Annotated in this window: 17 protein-coding genes; 1 reads left to right on the plus strand and 16 read right to left on the minus strand. The window is 63.6% G+C overall.

Features of this window, described 5'->3' with window-relative positions:
* The 16 genes from GR138_RS29405 to GR138_RS29480 all read right to left on the minus strand — a co-directional run.
* On the minus strand, positions 1-756 hold a 756-nt coding region (locus tag GR138_RS29405), incomplete at its 3' end, for an agmatinase (RefSeq protein WP_160862825.1).
* A 26-nt stretch (positions 757-782) separates the two neighbouring features.
* Positions 783-1,559 (minus strand): amino acid ABC transporter ATP-binding protein, encoded by a 777-nt coding sequence (locus tag GR138_RS29410; protein ID WP_069058793.1) that lies wholly within the window; start codon positions 1,557-1,559, stop codon positions 783-785.
* Between the two features lie 62 nt (positions 1,560-1,621).
* Entirely contained in the window at positions 1,622-2,269 is a 648-nt protein-coding gene (locus GR138_RS29415; RefSeq protein WP_160862826.1) for an amino acid ABC transporter permease, read from the minus strand.
* The gene (locus GR138_RS29420) at positions 2,266-2,934 is read right to left on the minus strand and encodes an amino acid ABC transporter permease (protein ID WP_160862827.1); all 669 of its coding nucleotides are present in this window, start codon (positions 2,932-2,934) and stop codon (positions 2,266-2,268) included. The genes GR138_RS29415 and GR138_RS29420 overlap by 4 nt, the downstream gene beginning before the upstream one ends.
* Before the next feature lie 43 nt (positions 2,935-2,977).
* Positions 2,978-3,775 (minus strand): transporter substrate-binding domain-containing protein, encoded by a 798-nt coding sequence (locus tag GR138_RS29425; protein WP_160862828.1) that lies wholly within the window; start codon positions 3,773-3,775, stop codon positions 2,978-2,980.
* A 176-nt stretch (positions 3,776-3,951) separates the two neighbouring features.
* A complete protein-coding gene (locus tag GR138_RS29430) occupies positions 3,952-4,809 on the minus strand; it encodes a LysR family transcriptional regulator (RefSeq protein WP_160862829.1) in 858 nt (285 codons plus the stop codon).
* 182 nt (positions 4,810-4,991) lie between these two features.
* Positions 4,992-5,384 (minus strand): VOC family protein, encoded by a 393-nt coding sequence (locus GR138_RS29435; RefSeq protein WP_160862830.1) that lies wholly within the window; start codon positions 5,382-5,384, stop codon positions 4,992-4,994.
* 171 nt (positions 5,385-5,555) lie between these two features.
* Positions 5,556-6,455, minus strand: a complete 900-nt coding sequence (locus GR138_RS29440; protein ID WP_160862850.1) for an intradiol ring-cleavage dioxygenase — start codon at positions 6,453-6,455, stop codon at positions 5,556-5,558.
* A gap of 8 nt (positions 6,456-6,463) precedes the next feature.
* A complete protein-coding gene (locus tag GR138_RS29445; RefSeq protein WP_160862831.1) occupies positions 6,464-8,218 on the minus strand; it encodes an FAD-dependent oxidoreductase in 1,755 nt (584 codons plus the stop codon).
* Positions 8,211-9,296: a branched-chain amino acid ABC transporter permease gene (locus GR138_RS29450; protein ID WP_160862832.1), complete on the minus strand. Its 1,086-nt coding sequence runs from the start codon at positions 9,294-9,296 to the stop codon at positions 8,211-8,213. Before GR138_RS29450 ends, GR138_RS29445 begins: the two co-directional genes overlap by 8 nt.
* 10 nt (positions 9,297-9,306) lie before the next feature.
* Positions 9,307-10,170 carry a branched-chain amino acid ABC transporter permease gene (locus GR138_RS29455; protein WP_160862833.1) on the minus strand — a complete coding sequence of 288 codons (864 nt, stop codon included), beginning with the start codon at positions 10,168-10,170 and terminating at the stop codon, positions 9,307-9,309.
* Positions 10,157-10,876: an ABC transporter ATP-binding protein gene (locus GR138_RS29460; protein ID WP_160862834.1), complete on the minus strand. Its 720-nt coding sequence runs from the start codon at positions 10,874-10,876 to the stop codon at positions 10,157-10,159. Before GR138_RS29460 ends, GR138_RS29455 begins: the two co-directional genes overlap by 14 nt.
* Positions 10,873-11,592 (minus strand): ABC transporter ATP-binding protein, encoded by a 720-nt coding sequence (locus tag GR138_RS29465; RefSeq protein WP_160862851.1) that lies wholly within the window; start codon positions 11,590-11,592, stop codon positions 10,873-10,875. The genes GR138_RS29460 and GR138_RS29465 overlap by 4 nt, the downstream gene beginning before the upstream one ends.
* A 23-nt stretch (positions 11,593-11,615) precedes the next feature.
* Positions 11,616-12,896, minus strand: a complete 1,281-nt coding sequence (locus tag GR138_RS29470) for an ABC transporter substrate-binding protein (RefSeq protein ID WP_160862835.1) — start codon at positions 12,894-12,896, stop codon at positions 11,616-11,618.
* A gap of 34 nt (positions 12,897-12,930) precedes the next feature.
* Positions 12,931-13,989 carry a maleylacetate reductase gene (locus GR138_RS29475; RefSeq protein ID WP_160862836.1) on the minus strand — a complete coding sequence of 353 codons (1,059 nt, stop codon included), beginning with the start codon at positions 13,987-13,989 and terminating at the stop codon, positions 12,931-12,933.
* On the minus strand, positions 13,986-14,843 hold the full coding sequence (locus GR138_RS29480) for a dioxygenase family protein (RefSeq protein WP_160862837.1): 858 nt from the start codon (positions 14,841-14,843) through the stop codon (positions 13,986-13,988). Before GR138_RS29480 ends, GR138_RS29475 begins: the two co-directional genes overlap by 4 nt.
* A gap of 85 nt (positions 14,844-14,928) precedes the next feature.
* Between GR138_RS29480 and GR138_RS29485 the strand changes: the two genes are divergently transcribed.
* Positions 14,929-15,879 carry a LysR family transcriptional regulator gene (locus tag GR138_RS29485; protein ID WP_160862838.1) on the plus strand — a complete coding sequence of 317 codons (951 nt, stop codon included), beginning with the start codon at positions 14,929-14,931 and terminating at the stop codon, positions 15,877-15,879.
* Positions 15,880-15,909: the final 30 nt, after the last annotated feature.

Below are 15,909 nucleotides of genomic sequence, written 5' to 3' on the forward strand. Positions count from 1 at the left end.
GCCCGGCGCAATCGACGGGTCGAGGCTGTCGATGTCGAAGGTGAGGTAGACCGGTCGGTCGCCCATCTGCGCGCGGACTTCCTCCATCAGCGGCGTCAGCGACTTGTGCCAGCACTCTTCCACCTGCACGACGCGGAACCCCTGTTCGCGCGGCCAGTCGAAGTCGTCGGCGGCATAGCCGGTACCGCGCACGCCGATCTGGATGCAGCGTTTCGTGTCGAGCACCCCGGCTTCGACCGCGCGGCGGAACGGCGTGCCATGGGCGATCGGCTCGCCGAACATGTGCTCGTTGATATCGGCATGGGCATCGACATGGATGAGGCCGACGGGGCCGTATTTCTCGGCGATGGCGCGCAGGATCGGGTAGGACAGCGTGTGATCGCCGCCGAGCGTCAGCGGCTTGCAGCCATCCTTGATGATGTCGCGATAGGCATCGGTGATGATGTCGACGCATTTGGGCAGGTTGAACGTGTCGATCGCCACGTCGCCGATATCGGCGACCTGCAGGCTGTCGAAGGGCGCGGCGCGGGTCGCCATGTTGTAGGGCCGGATCATGCAGCTTTCGGTGCGGATCTGGCGCGGCCCGAAGCGCGTGCCCGGCCGGTTCGAGGTGCCGATGTCCATCGGAATGCCGACGAAGCAGGCATCAAGCCCCTCCGCCGTCGGCTGCGTCGGCAGCCGCATCATCGTCGCAGGCCCGCCAAAACGCGGCATCTCATTGCCGCCAAGCGGCTGGTTGTACGGTCTCGTCGTCATCGTCGTGTACTCCGCAGTCTTGGTCATCAATGCAGGATCTGGCTGAGGAAAAGCTTCGTGCGCTCGTGCTGCGGATTGTCGAAGAACTCGGCTGGCGAATTCTGTTCGACGATCTGGCCCTGGTCCATGAAGATGACGCGGTTGGCGACCTGGCGGGCAAAACCCATTTCGTGCGTCACGCACAGCATGGTCATGCCCTCTTCGGCCAGCGACACCATGGTGTCGAGCACTTCCTTCACCATTTCCGGGTCGAGCGCCGAGGTCGGCTCGTCGAACAGCATGATCTTCGGCTTCATGCACAGCGAGCGGGCGATCGCCACGCGCTGCTGCTGGCCGCCGGAAAGCTGGCCCGGATATTTGTGTGCCTGTTCCGGGATCTTGACGCGCTTCAGGTAGTGCATCGCCACTTCCTCGGCGTCCTTCTTCGGCATCTTGCGCACCCAGATCGGCGCCAGCGTGCAGTTTTCCAGGATCGTCAGGTGCGGGAACAGATTGAAGTGCTGGAACACCATGCCGACTTCGCGGCGCACCTCGTCGATCTTCTTCAGGTCGTTGGTCAGCTCGATGCCGTCGACGACGATCTGGCCCTTCTGGTGCTCTTCGAGACGGTTGATGCAGCGGATCATCGTCGACTTGCCGGAACCCGACGGCCCGGCGATGACGATACGCTCGCCCTTCATCACCTTGAGATTGATGTCGCGCAGCACGTGGAAATCGCCGTACCACTTGTTCATGTTGGTGATCTCGACGGCGACGTCCGTCGTGGAGACCGCCAGCTTTTGCGCCTGGGCTTGGTTGGCCATTGTTGTTTCCTCTCAGTTATCTTGGGGCGCCTGATCGTCGCGCTGGCAGGCAAACGCAACGCTCAGCGAGCGGCGGCCTTTGCTTCGAGAAACCGTGCATATTGTGTCAGCGGATAGCACAGGAGGAAAAAGATGACCGCGACGAGACCGTAGACCTTGAACGGCTCGAACGTCGCGTTGTTGATGGCATTGGCCGTTTTCATCAGCTCCTCGAAGCCGAGAATGGAGGCGAGCGCCGTGCTCTTGATGAGCTGCACCAGAAAACCGACAACGGGTGCACGCGTTATCCGGAAAGCCTGCGGCAGGATGATGAGACGCAGTTCTTGGAACCGGTGCAGGCCGAGGCTTGAGGCCGCCTCCGATTGTCCACGCGGCAACGCCTCGACGCCGCTGCGCCATATTTCGGCGAGATAGGCGCTGGCATAGAAGGTGAGGCCGCAGACGGCGGCCGTCCAGGGCTCGATGCGCAGTCCGAGCATCGGCAACCCGAAGAACATCAGGAAGAGCTGCATCAGCAGCGGTGTGCCCTGGAAGAGCGCAATGTAACCCGAGCCGAACCGCCGCGCCCACGATGCCGGCGAAATCCGCGCAAAGAGGATCGCGACACCGACGATCGCGCCACCGGCGAACGCCGCTACTGACAGCAGGACCGTCCAGCGCGTGGCGAATACCAGATTCCTGACGATGTCCCAGAAGGTGAATTCGATCATTTTACGCCGGCTCCCAGCATGCGTCGCCCGAACAGGATCATGCCGCGGCGAACCGCAGCGGACAGGGCAAGGTAGATGAGCGTCACGACCAGATAGGTTTCGAATGCGCGGAACGTGCGTGCCTGGAGCAGGTCTGCCTCCTGGGCGAGCTCGCGGACCGATATTTGCGAAACGACGGCCGATTCCAGCATCATGATGATGATCTGGCTGGTCAGTGCCGGGTAGATGACGGTGATCGCCTGCGGGAGAATCACCTTGACGAAGGCCAGCCGGGGCCGCATGCCCAAGGCCGTCGCCGCCTCTCCCTGTCCTTTTGGAACGGCGTCGAGACCGGCGCCGACCACTTCGATCGTATAGGCCGTCATGTTGAGGGTCATGGCCAGGATCGCGGCGACCATCGGATCAAGCCGGATGCCGATGCTCGGCAGTCCGAAGAAGATGAAGAACAGCTGCACGAGAAACGGCGTGTTGCGGATGACCTCCACATAGGCGCCGACCAGCTTGCGCAGCCACAGACAACGTCCCCGGCGCGCGGCAGCGCCGAGAATGCTGAGCGTGAGGCCGAGGACAGTGGTGCAGGCGATCAGCACCAGCGTCACGCCCGCACCCGAGGCCAAGGCCCCCAAACTGCCCCAGAGCCAGCTGAAATCCAGAACGTATGTCATGATGACCTCTTGGACATCCAAGCCGGGTTCCGAAAAGGTCCCGTCAATCCTTCAGGTTGTCGGGATTGAGCGGCGTCTTGAGCCAGGCCTGCGAACTCGCATCCAGCGTGCCGTCGGCCACCATCTTGGCAACGACCTCGTCGATCGCCTTCTTCAGCCCTTCCTCACCCTTGCGCACGGCAATATGCGAGGGGGAGGTCAACAGCTGGAACTTCTGCTCGGGCTTCAACTCGTCCTGGCGGGCGAGCACCTGCGCGCCGACGTCGTTGCCGACGACCATCAGCTCGGTCTGGCCCGAAATGAAGGCCTGGATCACCGCATTGTAGTTTTCGAACCGCTGGATCGTGGCAGAGGCCGGCGCCGCTTCGGTCAGCGAGGTGTCTTCGAGCGTGCCGCGATTGACGGCGATCGTCTTGTCGGCGAGGTCGTCCTTGCCCGCGACCTTCACAGCGGCGGGTCCGATGACGGCGATATAGTAGGGCGCATAGGCTGCGGCGAAATCGATCGCTTCCGCCCGCTCCTTGGAGTAGCCGACGCTCATCAGGATGTCGACGCGATCGTCGTTGAGATAGGCGATGCGGTTCTGGCCGGTAATGCCCACGAGATTGAGTTTGACGCCAAGGGCATCGGCGATCTTCTGCGCCACATCGACATCATAACCCTTGATGCTCATGTCGGCACTGGCCGACGAGAACGGCGGGAAGTCGGAAAAGATGCCGACATCGATCGTTCCGGCGCCCTTGATGTCCTCAAGCGCGTCGGCCCAGGCCGTGCCAGCGAAAACGCCGACAACCGCGATTGCGGTGGCCAGGACAGATGTCAGCTTTCGTGTGATTTGCATCATATTTCCCCTTGTTTGTTTTCGCGATTTCTTCCGAGGCCGGGTTCGGCGCTCCTCGCACCCCCAGCCGCTCTATTTTTTCCATCATTGGCGGCGCATGCGTCGCTTGGAAGCCCGAAAATTCGGGGAGAGCTATAAGAAATCGTGATAGTCGAACGGGGGAAGGCGGGGGCGCTTCAAGCCGGAAGCATGGCCGCGTGCCGGGCAATGAATTCGACGAGGTAACGGGCTCCTTCCGCGATTTCCGGCTGATTATACAGGCCAATCTCAATGCGGATCGGGCCGGGCAGGTCGGAGGATTTGTCCAATGTCCGGCAACCTTCCGGCTGCGTGCTGGTGATCATCGGCCCAATGCCTATGCCGACACGCACGGCCGTCGCCATGGCGACAAGCGTGGAGGCCACGCAGGCCGTTTTCCATTTGATGTTCCGCTGGGACAACGCCCCCGTCGTCGGGATCGTCCAGGGACACCCCTCCTCGAACATGATGATGGGGAGCGGCTTGCCCGCATCGACCACGAAGTCTGACCTGACCGTCCACATCAGGTATTCGGTCCAGGTCAGTGTCGGCTTTCGCGGCAGACAGGTACTGTCGCAAACGGCCACATCCAGCGCTCCGTTATTGAAAAGCTCCGCAAGGCGACGATTTGGCTCGATGATGATGTCGATCTCGATATCCGGGTTCTGATCCCGGAAATTGCGCAGGATTTCGATGAGGTGACCGGCCGCGAAATCTTCGACGACGCCGAGGCGAATGCGATCTCGAATGGTTTTTCCGGTCAGCCTCTTACCCGCCTCGTCACCGAGCGTGACGATTTCGCGGGCATAAGGCAGCATGATGCGACCCTGTTCCGTCAGCGAGAGCCCCTTGGACGATCGCGAAAACAGCTTGACGCCGACAAGGTCCTCCAGCTTTCGAAGCTGCATGCTGACGGCTGCCTGGGTCCGGTTCAGGGTTGCAGCCGCACCGCTGACGGTTCCGATTTCTGCGACGGCCAGAAATGCTCTGAGGAGGTGGGAATCGAGATCAATCATTCAAATCCGGCTTCATGGCAGGTGCTGACGCACGCAGTGATCCTTGATCGCGCAGCATAGCAACAGGATCGTCCAAAGGAGAGGAAAAAAGCTGGCTGTGATCGACGCGATCTTCCCGGTCGCGCGTACGCACTGGCGCACATCGTTGCCATGCGCTTCATGTTCGAAGGGCGCGTAAAACGCTATTTTTCAACAGGCTCCAGCGGCCCGGGTTCATGGCAAACGGCTTCGATATTGTGTCCGTCGGGACCGATGACGAACGCAGCGTAGTAGTTCGCGTGGTAGCGGGGACGCAGGCCGGGCGCGCCATTGTCTTTGCCACCGGCTTGCAGGGCCGCCTGGTAGAAAGCATCGACCTGCCCGCGATTGTCGGCAGTAAATGCCAGGTGAAGATGCGCCGGCTTCTCCTCGGTTTGGTACAGGCACAAGGAAGCCTTGCCTTTTGGGCTGAGTTCGATGCCGTATGCCGGCGACCCCTCGGCTACGATCGCGACACCGAGCGGCTCGAGTGCCTTGAGGAAAAATGCCTTGCTGGCTGCATAGTCGCTGACGCCGAATTTGACGTGATCAAACATGAATTCTCCTGGAATACCGGCCTGTCTGCCATGCAATGGGCGTCGGAATCCGATCACCCTCAGCTTATTTTTCGACCACTCTATGACGGAAGGTTTCAACTGAAAACCGCGAAATCGCCCGCCATCCCGCTGGCACTGTGCTCGTCGACCAGATTGCGTTCGGCCCTCTCGTTACGCTGCCTTCGCGGCCTCGCCCCTGCGCGCCAGCACGAAATCATACTCCACCTCCCAGAACGGCCCGGCAAACTCATAGGTTTTCGCTCGCGCCGCATCGTCGACGAGATGAAAATCGGCAAGCAGGCTCTGCTTCACGCCGAAGACGGCGTCCGAGTTGATATAGGGGTCGTGCGGATCAAAAATGTGGGTGATGAGCGTCTCGAAACCCTCCGCCTTGAGGATGTAATGCAGGTGCGCCGGGCGGTAGGGATGGCGTCCCAGATGGTCGAGCATCTTGCCGACTGGGCCGTCATGCGGGATCGGATAGAATTTCGGCTTGACGGCGCGGAACCAGTAGCGCCCGTCCGCGCCGGTGCGAAAGACGCCGCGCAGGTTGAATTCCGGCTGGATGCCGAGTTGCTGCACGTCGTAGAAACCCTCGTCGTTGGCCTGCCAGACATCCAGCACCGCGCCTTCGATTGGCCTGCCTTGCGTGTCGAGGATGCGGCCGGAAATGACCATGTCCTCGCCCTTCTGATCGAGGCAGATGTTCGCCCCCATCGGCAGTTCCGGCGCATCCTGCACGTGGAACGGCCCGAGCACCGTGCTTTCCGAGGCACCGGAGGGTTTGCGGTTGTTGATGGCATCGACCAGCATGGAGACGCCGAGCGTATCGGAGAGCAGGATGAATTCCTGCCGCCATTCGTTGCACATCTGGCCGGTGCGGGTGAGGAAGAGGATCGCCTCCATCCACTCCTCCTGCGTCGGCTCGATCTCCTTGACGGCCTCATGCAGCTTGCGCGTCACCACGTCCATGATCGCCTTCAGCCGTGCGTCCCTGGCATTCCTGTTGCGGCCGGCGACGACCTCGATGGAGTTTTCTTCGGTGAAGAAACCCTTTTCGTGCTCTTCCATCATTCACCTCACTTCCCAAGAATGGCAGTCATAACCCGGCGAAGCTCCGCTGCCGGATTTTCGGCATTGTCCGTCCGTCGCCAACAGACGTGGTGGTCGGGGCGTACCAGCACGACGCCGCCATCGCGCACGTCGCTGAGATTGGCCCAGTCGCCGGTAAAATCCTGCCATTGCTGGCGCGGGCCGATGGCGTGCGCGGCGATCTCGATGCCGAGTTCGCGGCCGACCACCTTCGCCGCCTCGATCCAGCCCTGCCCGCCGGGGCCGGTCAACACCGTGAAGCGGCCATGGCCGGCCAGGTCGAGCGTCGAAACCTTCTTGCCGTCTTCCGAAAACACCCACGCATGGGGCAGGCGCGCACCCGGCCAGGTCGTCTGCTGGAAATGCAGTTCCGGGTCCCGCGCAAAGACGGGTTCCGGCTGGCCGTCGGTCACCACGGCATCCGAGCGGTAGCGCTGGTTCATCTCCACGCCATGGGCGTCGAATTCGTAGACCTTCGCGGCAATTGCCTTGCGGATGGCAGCGCGCTGTTCCTCGGCGGCCGGGGTATTGTTGCAGCGGGCATCCATGTTCTGCTGCATTTTGACCGGATCGACGGAATCGAGCAGGCCGAGCGCCTTGAAGATCGGCCCGAATTCCTCGATCGACTTGTTGGCGCGGGTGACGATCTGCTTGGCGATCGGCGCACGCTCGGCCTGGTAGCTGTCAAGCAGCCCGTCGCCGGCCTGACCCTTCAGCACATAGGCGAGTTTCCAGGCGAGGTTGAAGGCATCCTGGATGGAGGTGTTGGAGCCAAGACCGTTGGAGGGCGGATGGCGGTGGATGGCGTCACCCATGCAGAAGACGCGGCCGTTCGACAGCGTGGTCGCGTACATGTTGTTGACGGTCCAGGTGGAGACCGACTTGATGGTCACGTCGAGATCGGCGACGCCGACGAGATCGCGCACCACCTTTTTCGCATGGGCCTCGTCCACTGCGGGGGCGGGCTGGTTGATGTCGTATCCCCAGACGATCAGCCATTCATGCCAGGGGCGTACCATGCGCACCAGCCCCATGCCGATGCCGCCGACATCCGCGCCCGGTTGCAGAACCCAGTAGAGCACCGAGGGCCGGTGGGCGACATATCGCGACAGGTCGGCCTCGAAGAGGATGTTCATCGAGCCGGCGACGCCCATGCGCCCCTCGAAGGTCAGGCCCGCATGTTCGGCGACCTTGGAATTGCCGCCATCGGCGCCGACGAGATATTTCGAGCGCACAGTAAACGTCTTGCCGGTCAGCCGGTCGAGACAGGTGGTGGTGACGCCGCCGCTATCCTGCTCATGGCTGACATATTCCGTGGAGAGGCGGGCCTGCGCGCCGCGCGAACAGGCGGTCTTGAAGAGCAGCGGCTCCATGAAGGTCTGCGGCAGGTCGTTCATCTGCGTCGGCGAGGAGAGCTGGTGTTCGGCGCGCGACGTGGGGTGCATGCCCCAGCTCTTCATACGGCCGACTTCCTCGCCGGCAAGCGCGGTGCAGAAGACGTTCTCGCCCATCAGTTCCTGCCCGGCGGCGAACATATAGGCCTCGTCCTCCACGTCGCGACCGAGATCGCGCAGCACCTCCATGGTGCGCTGGTTGGTGATATGGGCGCGCGGCGTGTTGGCGAGCCAGCGGTAGCGGTTGATCACCATGGTTTCCACGCCGTAGCCCGCAAGCAGCGCGGCGGTGGCGGAACCGGCGGGGCCGGTGCCGATAATGAGCACGTCGGTGGTGATGTCAGCCATGTGATGATCCTCCCTGATGGATAGACGGACCGCCGATAAGCGTGCGGCGGACCGGAAAGAGCTGGATGCCGGTGCGGTCGGAGAAGGCGCCCCAGAGACCGCGCGGCGCGAAGAGCATGACGAGGATGCCGGCAAGGCCGAGCATCAGCAGATACCAGGAGCCGTAATCGGCCATGAAATTCTGCAAGAGGAAAAACAGGATGACGCCAAGGATCGGCCCTTCGACGGTGCCGATGCCGCCGATGACGACGATGAAGATGACATAGGCCGTCCAGTCGGTAACGGAGAAGGCGGCATCCGGCGAGATGCGGGCCTTCTGCGCATAGATCAGCGCGCCGGCAAGACCGGTGAGAAAGGCCGTGGCGAGATAGACCAGCGCTTTCATACGCCGGGCATCGACGCCGACGGCGCGGGCCGCTTGCTCATTGTCGCGCACGGCGGCAAGGCCAAGACCCTGTTTGCTGCGCAGCAGACGGTAGATGAAGCCGATGGTGGCGGCGGCAAGCATGAGTGCCAGCCAATAGGTTATGGCGTCGCTTGCCTGGGCGGGCTTCATGCCGAAGAGATCGCGCAGCAGGGAAACGCCCACCATGTCGCGCACCGCCTCGCGCGGCAACGAGGTGCCGGTGCCGCCGCCGAGCGCCTTCCACTGGGCGAAGAGCAAGCGCACGACCTCCGCCACGACCCAGGTGCCGATGGCGAAATAGGGGCCGTAGAGGCGGAAGGTGAAGAAGGCGGTGGGAATGGCAAGCAGGACCGACAACAACCCGGCGATGAGGATCGCCAGTAGCGGATCGACGCCGAGCAGGATGACCGCGCCGAACATGGCATAGGCGCCGAAGCCGACGAAAACCTGCTGGCCGACGGAGATCAGCCCGGCGTAACCGGCCAACAGATTCCAGCTTTGCGCCAGCACCAGCATGGTGAGGATGAAGAACAGGTCCTGCACCGCGCCGCGTGAGACGAGGAACGGCGCGGCAAGGCCGAGCGCCAGCACGGCGAAGGCGACGAACAGCGAGATCGACGAGACCTTCGTGCGGGTTTCGACCTTGAGGGCGGAGGGGATGGCGATGGTCATCGAAAACACCTCAATCGACGGCGCGCGGGAAGAGGCCGCGCGGCTTGACGAGAAGGACGGCGAGGAAGGCGAGGTGGCCGGACAGGATTTGCCATTCGGGATTGATCGCCGCGCCGAGCGTTTGCGCCACACCGAGGATGATGCCGCCGGCAAGCGTGCCCCAAAGCGAGCCGAGGCCGCCGATGATCACCGCCTCGAAGGCATAGATCAGCCGGGCCGGGCCGGCGGTCGGGTCGAAATTGGCGCGGGTACCGAGGTAGAGCGCGGCGATCGTCACCACCACCATGGCAAGCCCGGTCGCCATGGCAAAAATCTTGCGCGGATGGATCCCCATCAGGCCCGCCGTGACCGCATCGTCCGACGTGGCGCGGAAGGCGCGGCCAAGTGCTGTGCGGTAGATCAGGAGGTTCAGACCGACGATGACGGCGACGGCCGAGAGCAGGGCGAGCAGCGGCATCAGGCCGATGGTGACGGGGCCTGCCGCCATCGAGGCGGTTTCCAGCGCGCCGGTGGAGATGCGGCGGCTATCGGCTGAAAACCCCTCCAGCAGGCCGTTCTGGATGACGATCGACAGGCCGAAGGTGACGAGCAAGGGCGGCAGCACGTCCTTGCCGAGCGTTCGATTGAACAACACTTCCTGCAAGGCATAACCAAGCGCGAACATGACCGGCGCGACGAGGAGCGCGGCGAGGAAGGGGTTGAGGCCAAGCGTGCTCACCAGCACGAGCAGCAGGAAGGCGGCGAGCACGATGAGGTCGCCATGGGCGAGGTTGACCAGCCGCATGATGCCGAAGACGAGGCTGAGGCCGGCGGCGAACAGCGCATAGAGGCCGCCGAGCAAAACGCCCTGGACGATGGTGTCAATGAGGCTCATGGCGCACGGCTCCGAAATAGGCGGTATGGATGTTCTCGCGGCTCAGCTCGTCCGGCCGGCCGGAGAGGGTGATGCGTCCCTCCATCATGCAGTAGACGCGGCTCGCCACCTTCAGCGCCTGGCCGATATCCTGCTCGACAATGACGATGGAGGCGCCCGAGGCGCGGATGCGTGGGAAGGCGGCGTAGATGTCGCGCACCACGACGGGGGCGAGACCGAGGCTGATCTCGTCGCAGAGCAGCACGTCCGGATTGGCCATCAGCGCCCGGCCGATCGCTACCATCTGTTGCTGCCCGCCGGACAGCGCCGTCGCCGGGTTGTTGCGGCGCTCCTTCAGGATCGGGAAGAGCGTATAGACGCTGTCGAGCGTCCAGACGCCGCGCCGTTTGCCATAGGCGCCGACGAGGAGATTTTCCTCGACGGTCAACGAGGGGAAGAGACGACGCCCCTCCGGCACCATGGCGACGCCACGCGAGAGTATGTCGGGCGCGGTGAGCGCGCCGATCGCCTCGCCGCGGCAGGTGATTGTGTCCGCGGCGCTTTTCAGCACGCCCGATATGGCGCGCATCAGCGTCGTCTTGCCAGCACCATTGGCGCCGATGATGGCGATGGTCTCGCTGGCCTCCACGCGGATATCGACGCCGAACAGCGCCTGGAAATCGCCGTAGAAAGCCGTCAGTCCCCTGGTTTCGAGGAGCGCGGTCATATCTCGATCCCCAGGTAGATTTCCTTGACCTCGCGCGAGGCCATGATTTCGGCCGGCGCACCAATGCCGATCACCCGGCCGAAATTCAGCACCAGCAGTCGCTCCACCACCGAGGTCAGCGCATGCAGCACATGCTCGATCCAGATCACGGCGACGCCCTTGACGTGGATGGCGCGGATGGTGGCGACGAGCGACAGGCATTCGCCTTCCGTCAGCCCGCCGGCGATCTCGTCGAGCAGCAGGAGGCGCGGTTCCGTGGCGAGCGCCCGGGCAAGCTCCAGGCGTTTCCGCTGGAGCAGCGTCAGCCCGCCCGCCGGCACGTTGGCCTTGTCGATCAGGCCGGTGTCATGAAGGATCTCGGCGCAGCGGTCATAGGCGTCGGCCTCGCTGCGTCGGGCGCCGAAACTGCCGGCAACCAGCAGATTCTCGAACACGGTCAGCTTTTCGAAGGGTTGGGGGATCTGGAAGGTGCGCCCCATGCCGGCAAGACAGCGCGCCATCGGCGGCGTGCGGGTGACGTCGGTTCCTGCAAAGCGGACGGTGCCGCTGTCGGCGGCGATCGTGCCGTTGATGAGGTTGAAGAGCGTCGATTTGCCGGCCCCGTTCGGGCCGATGATGCCGAGCGCCTCGCCTTCACCCACGGAAAAGCTGATCGCTTCCGCGACGGTGAGCGCGCCAAAACGCTTGGAAACGCCGTCGAGCTGTAACAGGGTCATCATGCGCCTCCGGGGCCGGCCTTTCAGGCGATCGCTTCCATCTTGCCGCCGACGGGAATCGACGGCGCGGTCTTGTTGTCCGTGATGACGAGGTCGTAGCCGCCGCCATCCTTCAGCCGCCACTGGCCGCCAACGAGCGGCGTTTTCGCTACGTTTTTCGCCGCGAAGGACGGCAGGCCCTCACCGCCCCAGGCAACAGTGCCGACGAGCGTATCGAGTTTTGTCGCTGCGATGGCGGCTGCGACCGCATCGCCGTCCGTCGGGTCCTCGGCACGGCCTAACGCATCCACCGCCAGCTCGAAGAGCGCATGGGCAAAGCCGATCGGCTGCGTCCAGGGCCGGCTCGTCGCCTTGGTAAAGGCGCTGGCAACCGCGGCCGAGCTTTCGCCCGTCAGCGAGGATTTGAACGGATGGCTGGGCGACCACCACACTTCCGAGGAAAGATTGTGCCCGGCCGTGCCGAGCGCCTCCACGGCCTGCGGGAAGAGCAGCGCCTTGCCGATCGAGGCGACCTTCGGCACGAAACCCTGCTGCTTGGCCTGGTTCCAGAAGGTGGTGAAATCGGGCGGGATGACGACGCCGGTGATGATCTCGCATTCGCCGGCCTTGAAGGCGTTGATCTGGGCGGAAAAATCGTCCGTCATGTTCTGATAGCGGCCGGGATCGTTCAGCGAATAACCCATCTTCTCCAGCACCGGTGGGAAGCCGACAACCTTGTCGCCCCAGGCATTGCCGTCGCCATCATTGGGAAAGAGGCCGCCAACCTTGCGGTTGGTCTCGACCTGCGCCCACATGTTGGTGAAGACGGCGATGACATCCTCCAACCCCCAGAAGAAGTGATAGGCGTAGTCGAACGGTTTCCACGAGGCCGGGTCGCCGGGATTGCCCTGTTGGCCGATGAACCAGGGCTGCCAGGGCGCGACGGTGGAGATGCAGGGCATGCCTTCCGCCTCGCAGGTCGTCGCGACGGGATTGGTTGTCTCCGGCGTCGAGGCGACGAGAACCAGGTTTACCTCGTCATCGACGATGAGCTGCTTGGCCACTTCCGCTGCGCGGTTGGGGTTCGACTGGCTGTCCTTGACGACAATCTCGTAGTTCAGCCCCTTGGATTTGGCGACGGCAAGAAAATTGTCGATGACAAAGCTGTCGGCTTCGCCGAAGGCGGCGAGCGGCCCGGTCTGCGGGCTGACATAGCCGAGTTTCAACGGCACGTTTTGCGCCAGTGCCGGCATGGAAAGGCCGGATGTCAGCGCGGCGGCGCTGCCTACGGCCGTCGTTTTCAGGAAATCGCGTCTCGTCAGCATGATGGGTCCTCCTCCCAGTCCGTTCTTGGTGTTGTCAGTCCGGCCGCCGGCCCTCCCAGGCATCCTGCAGCAGCGCGCGGATCGACGGACGGTCGATCGGGCGCGGGTTTCGATAGGGGTTTTGCGTGGCGATATCGGCGGCAAGGTCGAGATCGCCTTCCGAAAGCCCGAGATCCTTCAGCGCCAGCGGCGCGCCGGCCGCCCTGGCGAAATCCCAGAGTCCGCCGCCGACCGAACCGCCAAAGATGTCCGCCACCGGGGCGAGCATGTCGGGCACGGCGACGGCGTTGAAGGCCGCGGTATGCGGCAGCATGATCGCATGGGTCTCGGCATGCGGCGTGTCGAATGTGCCGCCCAGCGTGTGACAAATCTTGTGGTGCAACGCCATGCCGACCGTGCCGAGCACCGTGCCGCAGAGCCAGGCGCCATAAAGAGCCTCCGACCGCGACGCCTCATCCTGCGGCGAGGCAACGATGGCCGGCAGGCTTTTCTGGAAGGCGCGCAGGCCCTCAATGGCCATCAGCGAGGAGACGGGGTTGCGATCCTCGGCATAAAGCGCCTCCACGGCATGGGCCATGGCGTTGAGGCCGCTCGTCACGCTCATGCCGACCGGCAGGCCGAGGGTGAGTGCGGGGTCGTAGATCACCACTTCCGGCAGGATGCTCGTACTGCGCACCGTCGTCTTGCGACCCGCCTCCGTCTGGCCGAGGATCGGCGTCACTTCCGAGCCGGCATAGGTGGTGGGGATGACGATCTGCGGCAGGTCGGTACGATAGGCAATCGCCTTGCCGAGTCCCGTCGTCGAGCCGCCACCGAGCGCGACGACGACATCGGCCGCCGTCTGGCGCACCACCTCCATCGCCCGTTCCGTGACCTCGACAGGTGTGTGCATCACCGCGCCGGCAAAGACGCCGACGGCGCGTGAGCCAAGCGTTTCTGCCAGTCTCTGGGCGTCACCCTCCTGGTGCGGCGTCGAGAGCACGAGGGCACGTCTGCAGCCGATGCGGTCGATCCACTCGCTGACCGTTGCGACCTTGCCCGCGCCGAAGACGATATGCGCCGGGCTGGTCGAATAGACGAAATCGCGGGTCATATTCTCGCTCTCTGTTTTCTTGCGCGCGCCAGCACGAAGGTGAAATCGAGCTGCCAGCAGGGCTTTTCGCCGATGCGCTCGAAGCGGCAAATCAGTTCCGGCTTGACGGCGAACAGCGGGTCCTCGGCAAGGTGCGGATCGCTGCCATCATAGAGATGGGTGACGAGCGTCTCGAAGCCGGCCGCCTTGATCAGGAATTGCAGATGGGCCGGGCGGCGCAGCGGCAGACCAGCCTTCAGCAACATAATGCCGACCGGCCCATCGTCGGGCACGCCGTAACCGGCGGGGCGAACGGTGAGATAATGGAAGCGGCCTTCCCCATCCGTCTGGAACAGGCCACGCAGGTTGTGCTCCGGCTGGAGATCGGGCTGCTGGTTTTCGTAGAGGCCGGCGGCATTCGCCTGCCAGGTGATGATCTCGGCCCCGGCGACGGGTTCGCCGTCGAGATCCACCACGCGGCCGAAGACGGCGAGCCGTTCGCCAACGCCATCGAGCGAAATATCGCTGCCAAGCGTACGGGGCGGTACATCGGCGCGGAAGAAGGGGCCGCGCAGCGTGCCCGGCGTGGCCTGCCTGGGGCGATGGGCATTGACCTCTTCGACAAGCGCCGTCGCGCCAAGAAGGTCCGACAGCAGGACCCATTCCTGCCGCCGGTCATCCGAGGCGTGGCCGACCTCGGTGAGGAAGGCGATCAGGCTGCGCCACTCGGCCGGCGTCGGCTTCAAGTCGCGGATGAGGGCATGGAGATGGGTGACGGCACCGACCAGCGCCTGCCGCAACGGCTCCTCGCCCGCGGCCGCGAGCCGCCGGGAAAACATCTCTGGCGAGATGAGCGTATCCACAGGCACCGCCATGCTTCGTCCTCCAACGTAAGGAGACTCTAGCAAAGCCATGCATCGGCATTGATGATTTTGTTCGGCAGGAATATAACGGATCGTTATGAAAATAGACGAGCGCCACCTGATCCAGCTTGCCGCCGTCGTCAAGACGGGCGGTGTCACCGAGGGTGCGGCGTTGCTGGGAATGGCGCAGCCCGCCGTCTCACGCACATTGTCGATGTTGGAGAAGCGGCTGGGCGAACCATTGTTCCTGAAGGGGAGACGGCCGCTCCAGCCGACACCGCTCGGGCGGGCACTGGCGGATCATGGCCAGACCATGCTTGCGGCCTCCCGCAAGGCGTCGGATACGATCGAGAGTTTCCGTGTCGGCAAGGGCGGCACGGTGCGCATCGGCGGTACCCCCTTCTTCATGGATGCGCTGATCGCCGGAATGATCGCCGAATTCCAGAACCAGCATCCGGATGTGCGCATCGACCAGATCTACGGCTATTTCCCGGACCTGCGCGCCGCGTTGAAAGCCGACCAGATCGACCTCGCTATCTGCCCGATCGATATTCTCGACGAGGGATCCGGCCTGGAATTTCAGCAGATCCTGCCCGGCAGAAACGTCATTGCCTGCCGCGTCACGCATCCGCTCCTGCTGAAGCGCCGGCTGCAACCCCAGCATCTGCTGGACTTTCCCTGGGTCGCGCCGCCGCCGGGCAGCCCGCTGCTGGCAGACCTGCGCAGCATGCTGCTTTCCTTCGGCGCGACGGAGCTGCGCATTCGTTATACCGGCGGCTCGCTGTTCAGCGTCATCAATTACCTCAAGGGCACGGATGCGCTCACCGTGCTGCCGCATGGCGTCGTCTTTGCCCAGCGCAATGAGAAGTCGATCACCGCGCTACCCGTCAACGTGCCGCATCCCGAACGCGCACTCGGCCTCCTCAAGCGCGCCGACGCGCCGCGCATGCCGGCGGTCGATCATTTCGCCCGCCATGTGCAGAACGGGTTCGACAATCTCAAGCACCTCATCAAGCGGCATGAGGAGGCGGTCGTCTGGGGGCTGTGAACACGACGCCGAGACAGTTCCGCCCCGACG

This window comes from Shinella kummerowiae (assembly GCF_009827055.1).
GTDB classification, from domain to species: Bacteria; Pseudomonadota; Alphaproteobacteria; order Rhizobiales; family Rhizobiaceae; genus Shinella; species Shinella kummerowiae.

Excerpts from the sequence above, each read along its gene's own strand:
- GR138_RS29410 (WP_069058793.1), bottom strand. The coding sequence starts at position 1,559 with ATGGCCAACCAAGCCCAGGCGCAAAAGCTGGCGGTCTCCACGACGGAC.
- GR138_RS29415 (WP_160862826.1), bottom strand. The coding sequence starts at position 2,269 with ATGATCGAATTCACCTTCTGGGACATCGTCAGGAATCTGGTATTCGCC.
- GR138_RS29420 (WP_160862827.1), bottom strand. The coding sequence starts at position 2,934 with ATGACATACGTTCTGGATTTCAGCTGGCTCTGGGGCAGTTTGGGGGCC.
- GR138_RS29425 (WP_160862828.1), bottom strand. The coding sequence starts at position 3,775 with ATGCAAATCACACGAAAGCTGACATCTGTCCTGGCCACCGCAATCGCG.
- GR138_RS29430 (WP_160862829.1), bottom strand. The coding sequence starts at position 4,809 with ATGATTGATCTCGATTCCCACCTCCTCAGAGCATTTCTGGCCGTCGCA.
- GR138_RS29435 (WP_160862830.1), bottom strand. The coding sequence starts at position 5,384 with ATGTTTGATCACGTCAAATTCGGCGTCAGCGACTATGCAGCCAGCAAG.
- GR138_RS29440 (WP_160862850.1), bottom strand. The coding sequence starts at position 6,455 with ATGGAAGAGCACGAAAAGGGTTTCTTCACCGAAGAAAACTCCATCGAG.
- GR138_RS29445 (WP_160862831.1), bottom strand. The coding sequence starts at position 8,218 with ATGGCTGACATCACCACCGACGTGCTCATTATCGGCACCGGCCCCGCC.
- GR138_RS29450 (WP_160862832.1), bottom strand. The coding sequence starts at position 9,296 with ATGACCATCGCCATCCCCTCCGCCCTCAAGGTCGAAACCCGCACGAAG.
- GR138_RS29455 (WP_160862833.1), bottom strand. The coding sequence starts at position 10,170 with ATGAGCCTCATTGACACCATCGTCCAGGGCGTTTTGCTCGGCGGCCTC.
- GR138_RS29460 (WP_160862834.1), bottom strand. The coding sequence starts at position 10,876 with ATGACCGCGCTCCTCGAAACCAGGGGACTGACGGCTTTCTACGGCGAT.
- GR138_RS29465 (WP_160862851.1), bottom strand. The coding sequence starts at position 11,592 with ATGACCCTGTTACAGCTCGACGGCGTTTCCAAGCGTTTTGGCGCGCTC.
- GR138_RS29470 (WP_160862835.1), bottom strand. The coding sequence starts at position 12,896 with ATGCTGACGAGACGCGATTTCCTGAAAACGACGGCCGTAGGCAGCGCC.
- GR138_RS29475 (WP_160862836.1), bottom strand. The coding sequence starts at position 13,989 with ATGACCCGCGATTTCGTCTATTCGACCAGCCCGGCGCATATCGTCTTC.
- GR138_RS29480 (WP_160862837.1), bottom strand. The coding sequence starts at position 14,843 with ATGGCGGTGCCTGTGGATACGCTCATCTCGCCAGAGATGTTTTCCCGG.
- GR138_RS29485 (WP_160862838.1), top strand. The coding sequence starts at position 14,929 with ATGAAAATAGACGAGCGCCACCTGATCCAGCTTGCCGCCGTCGTCAAG.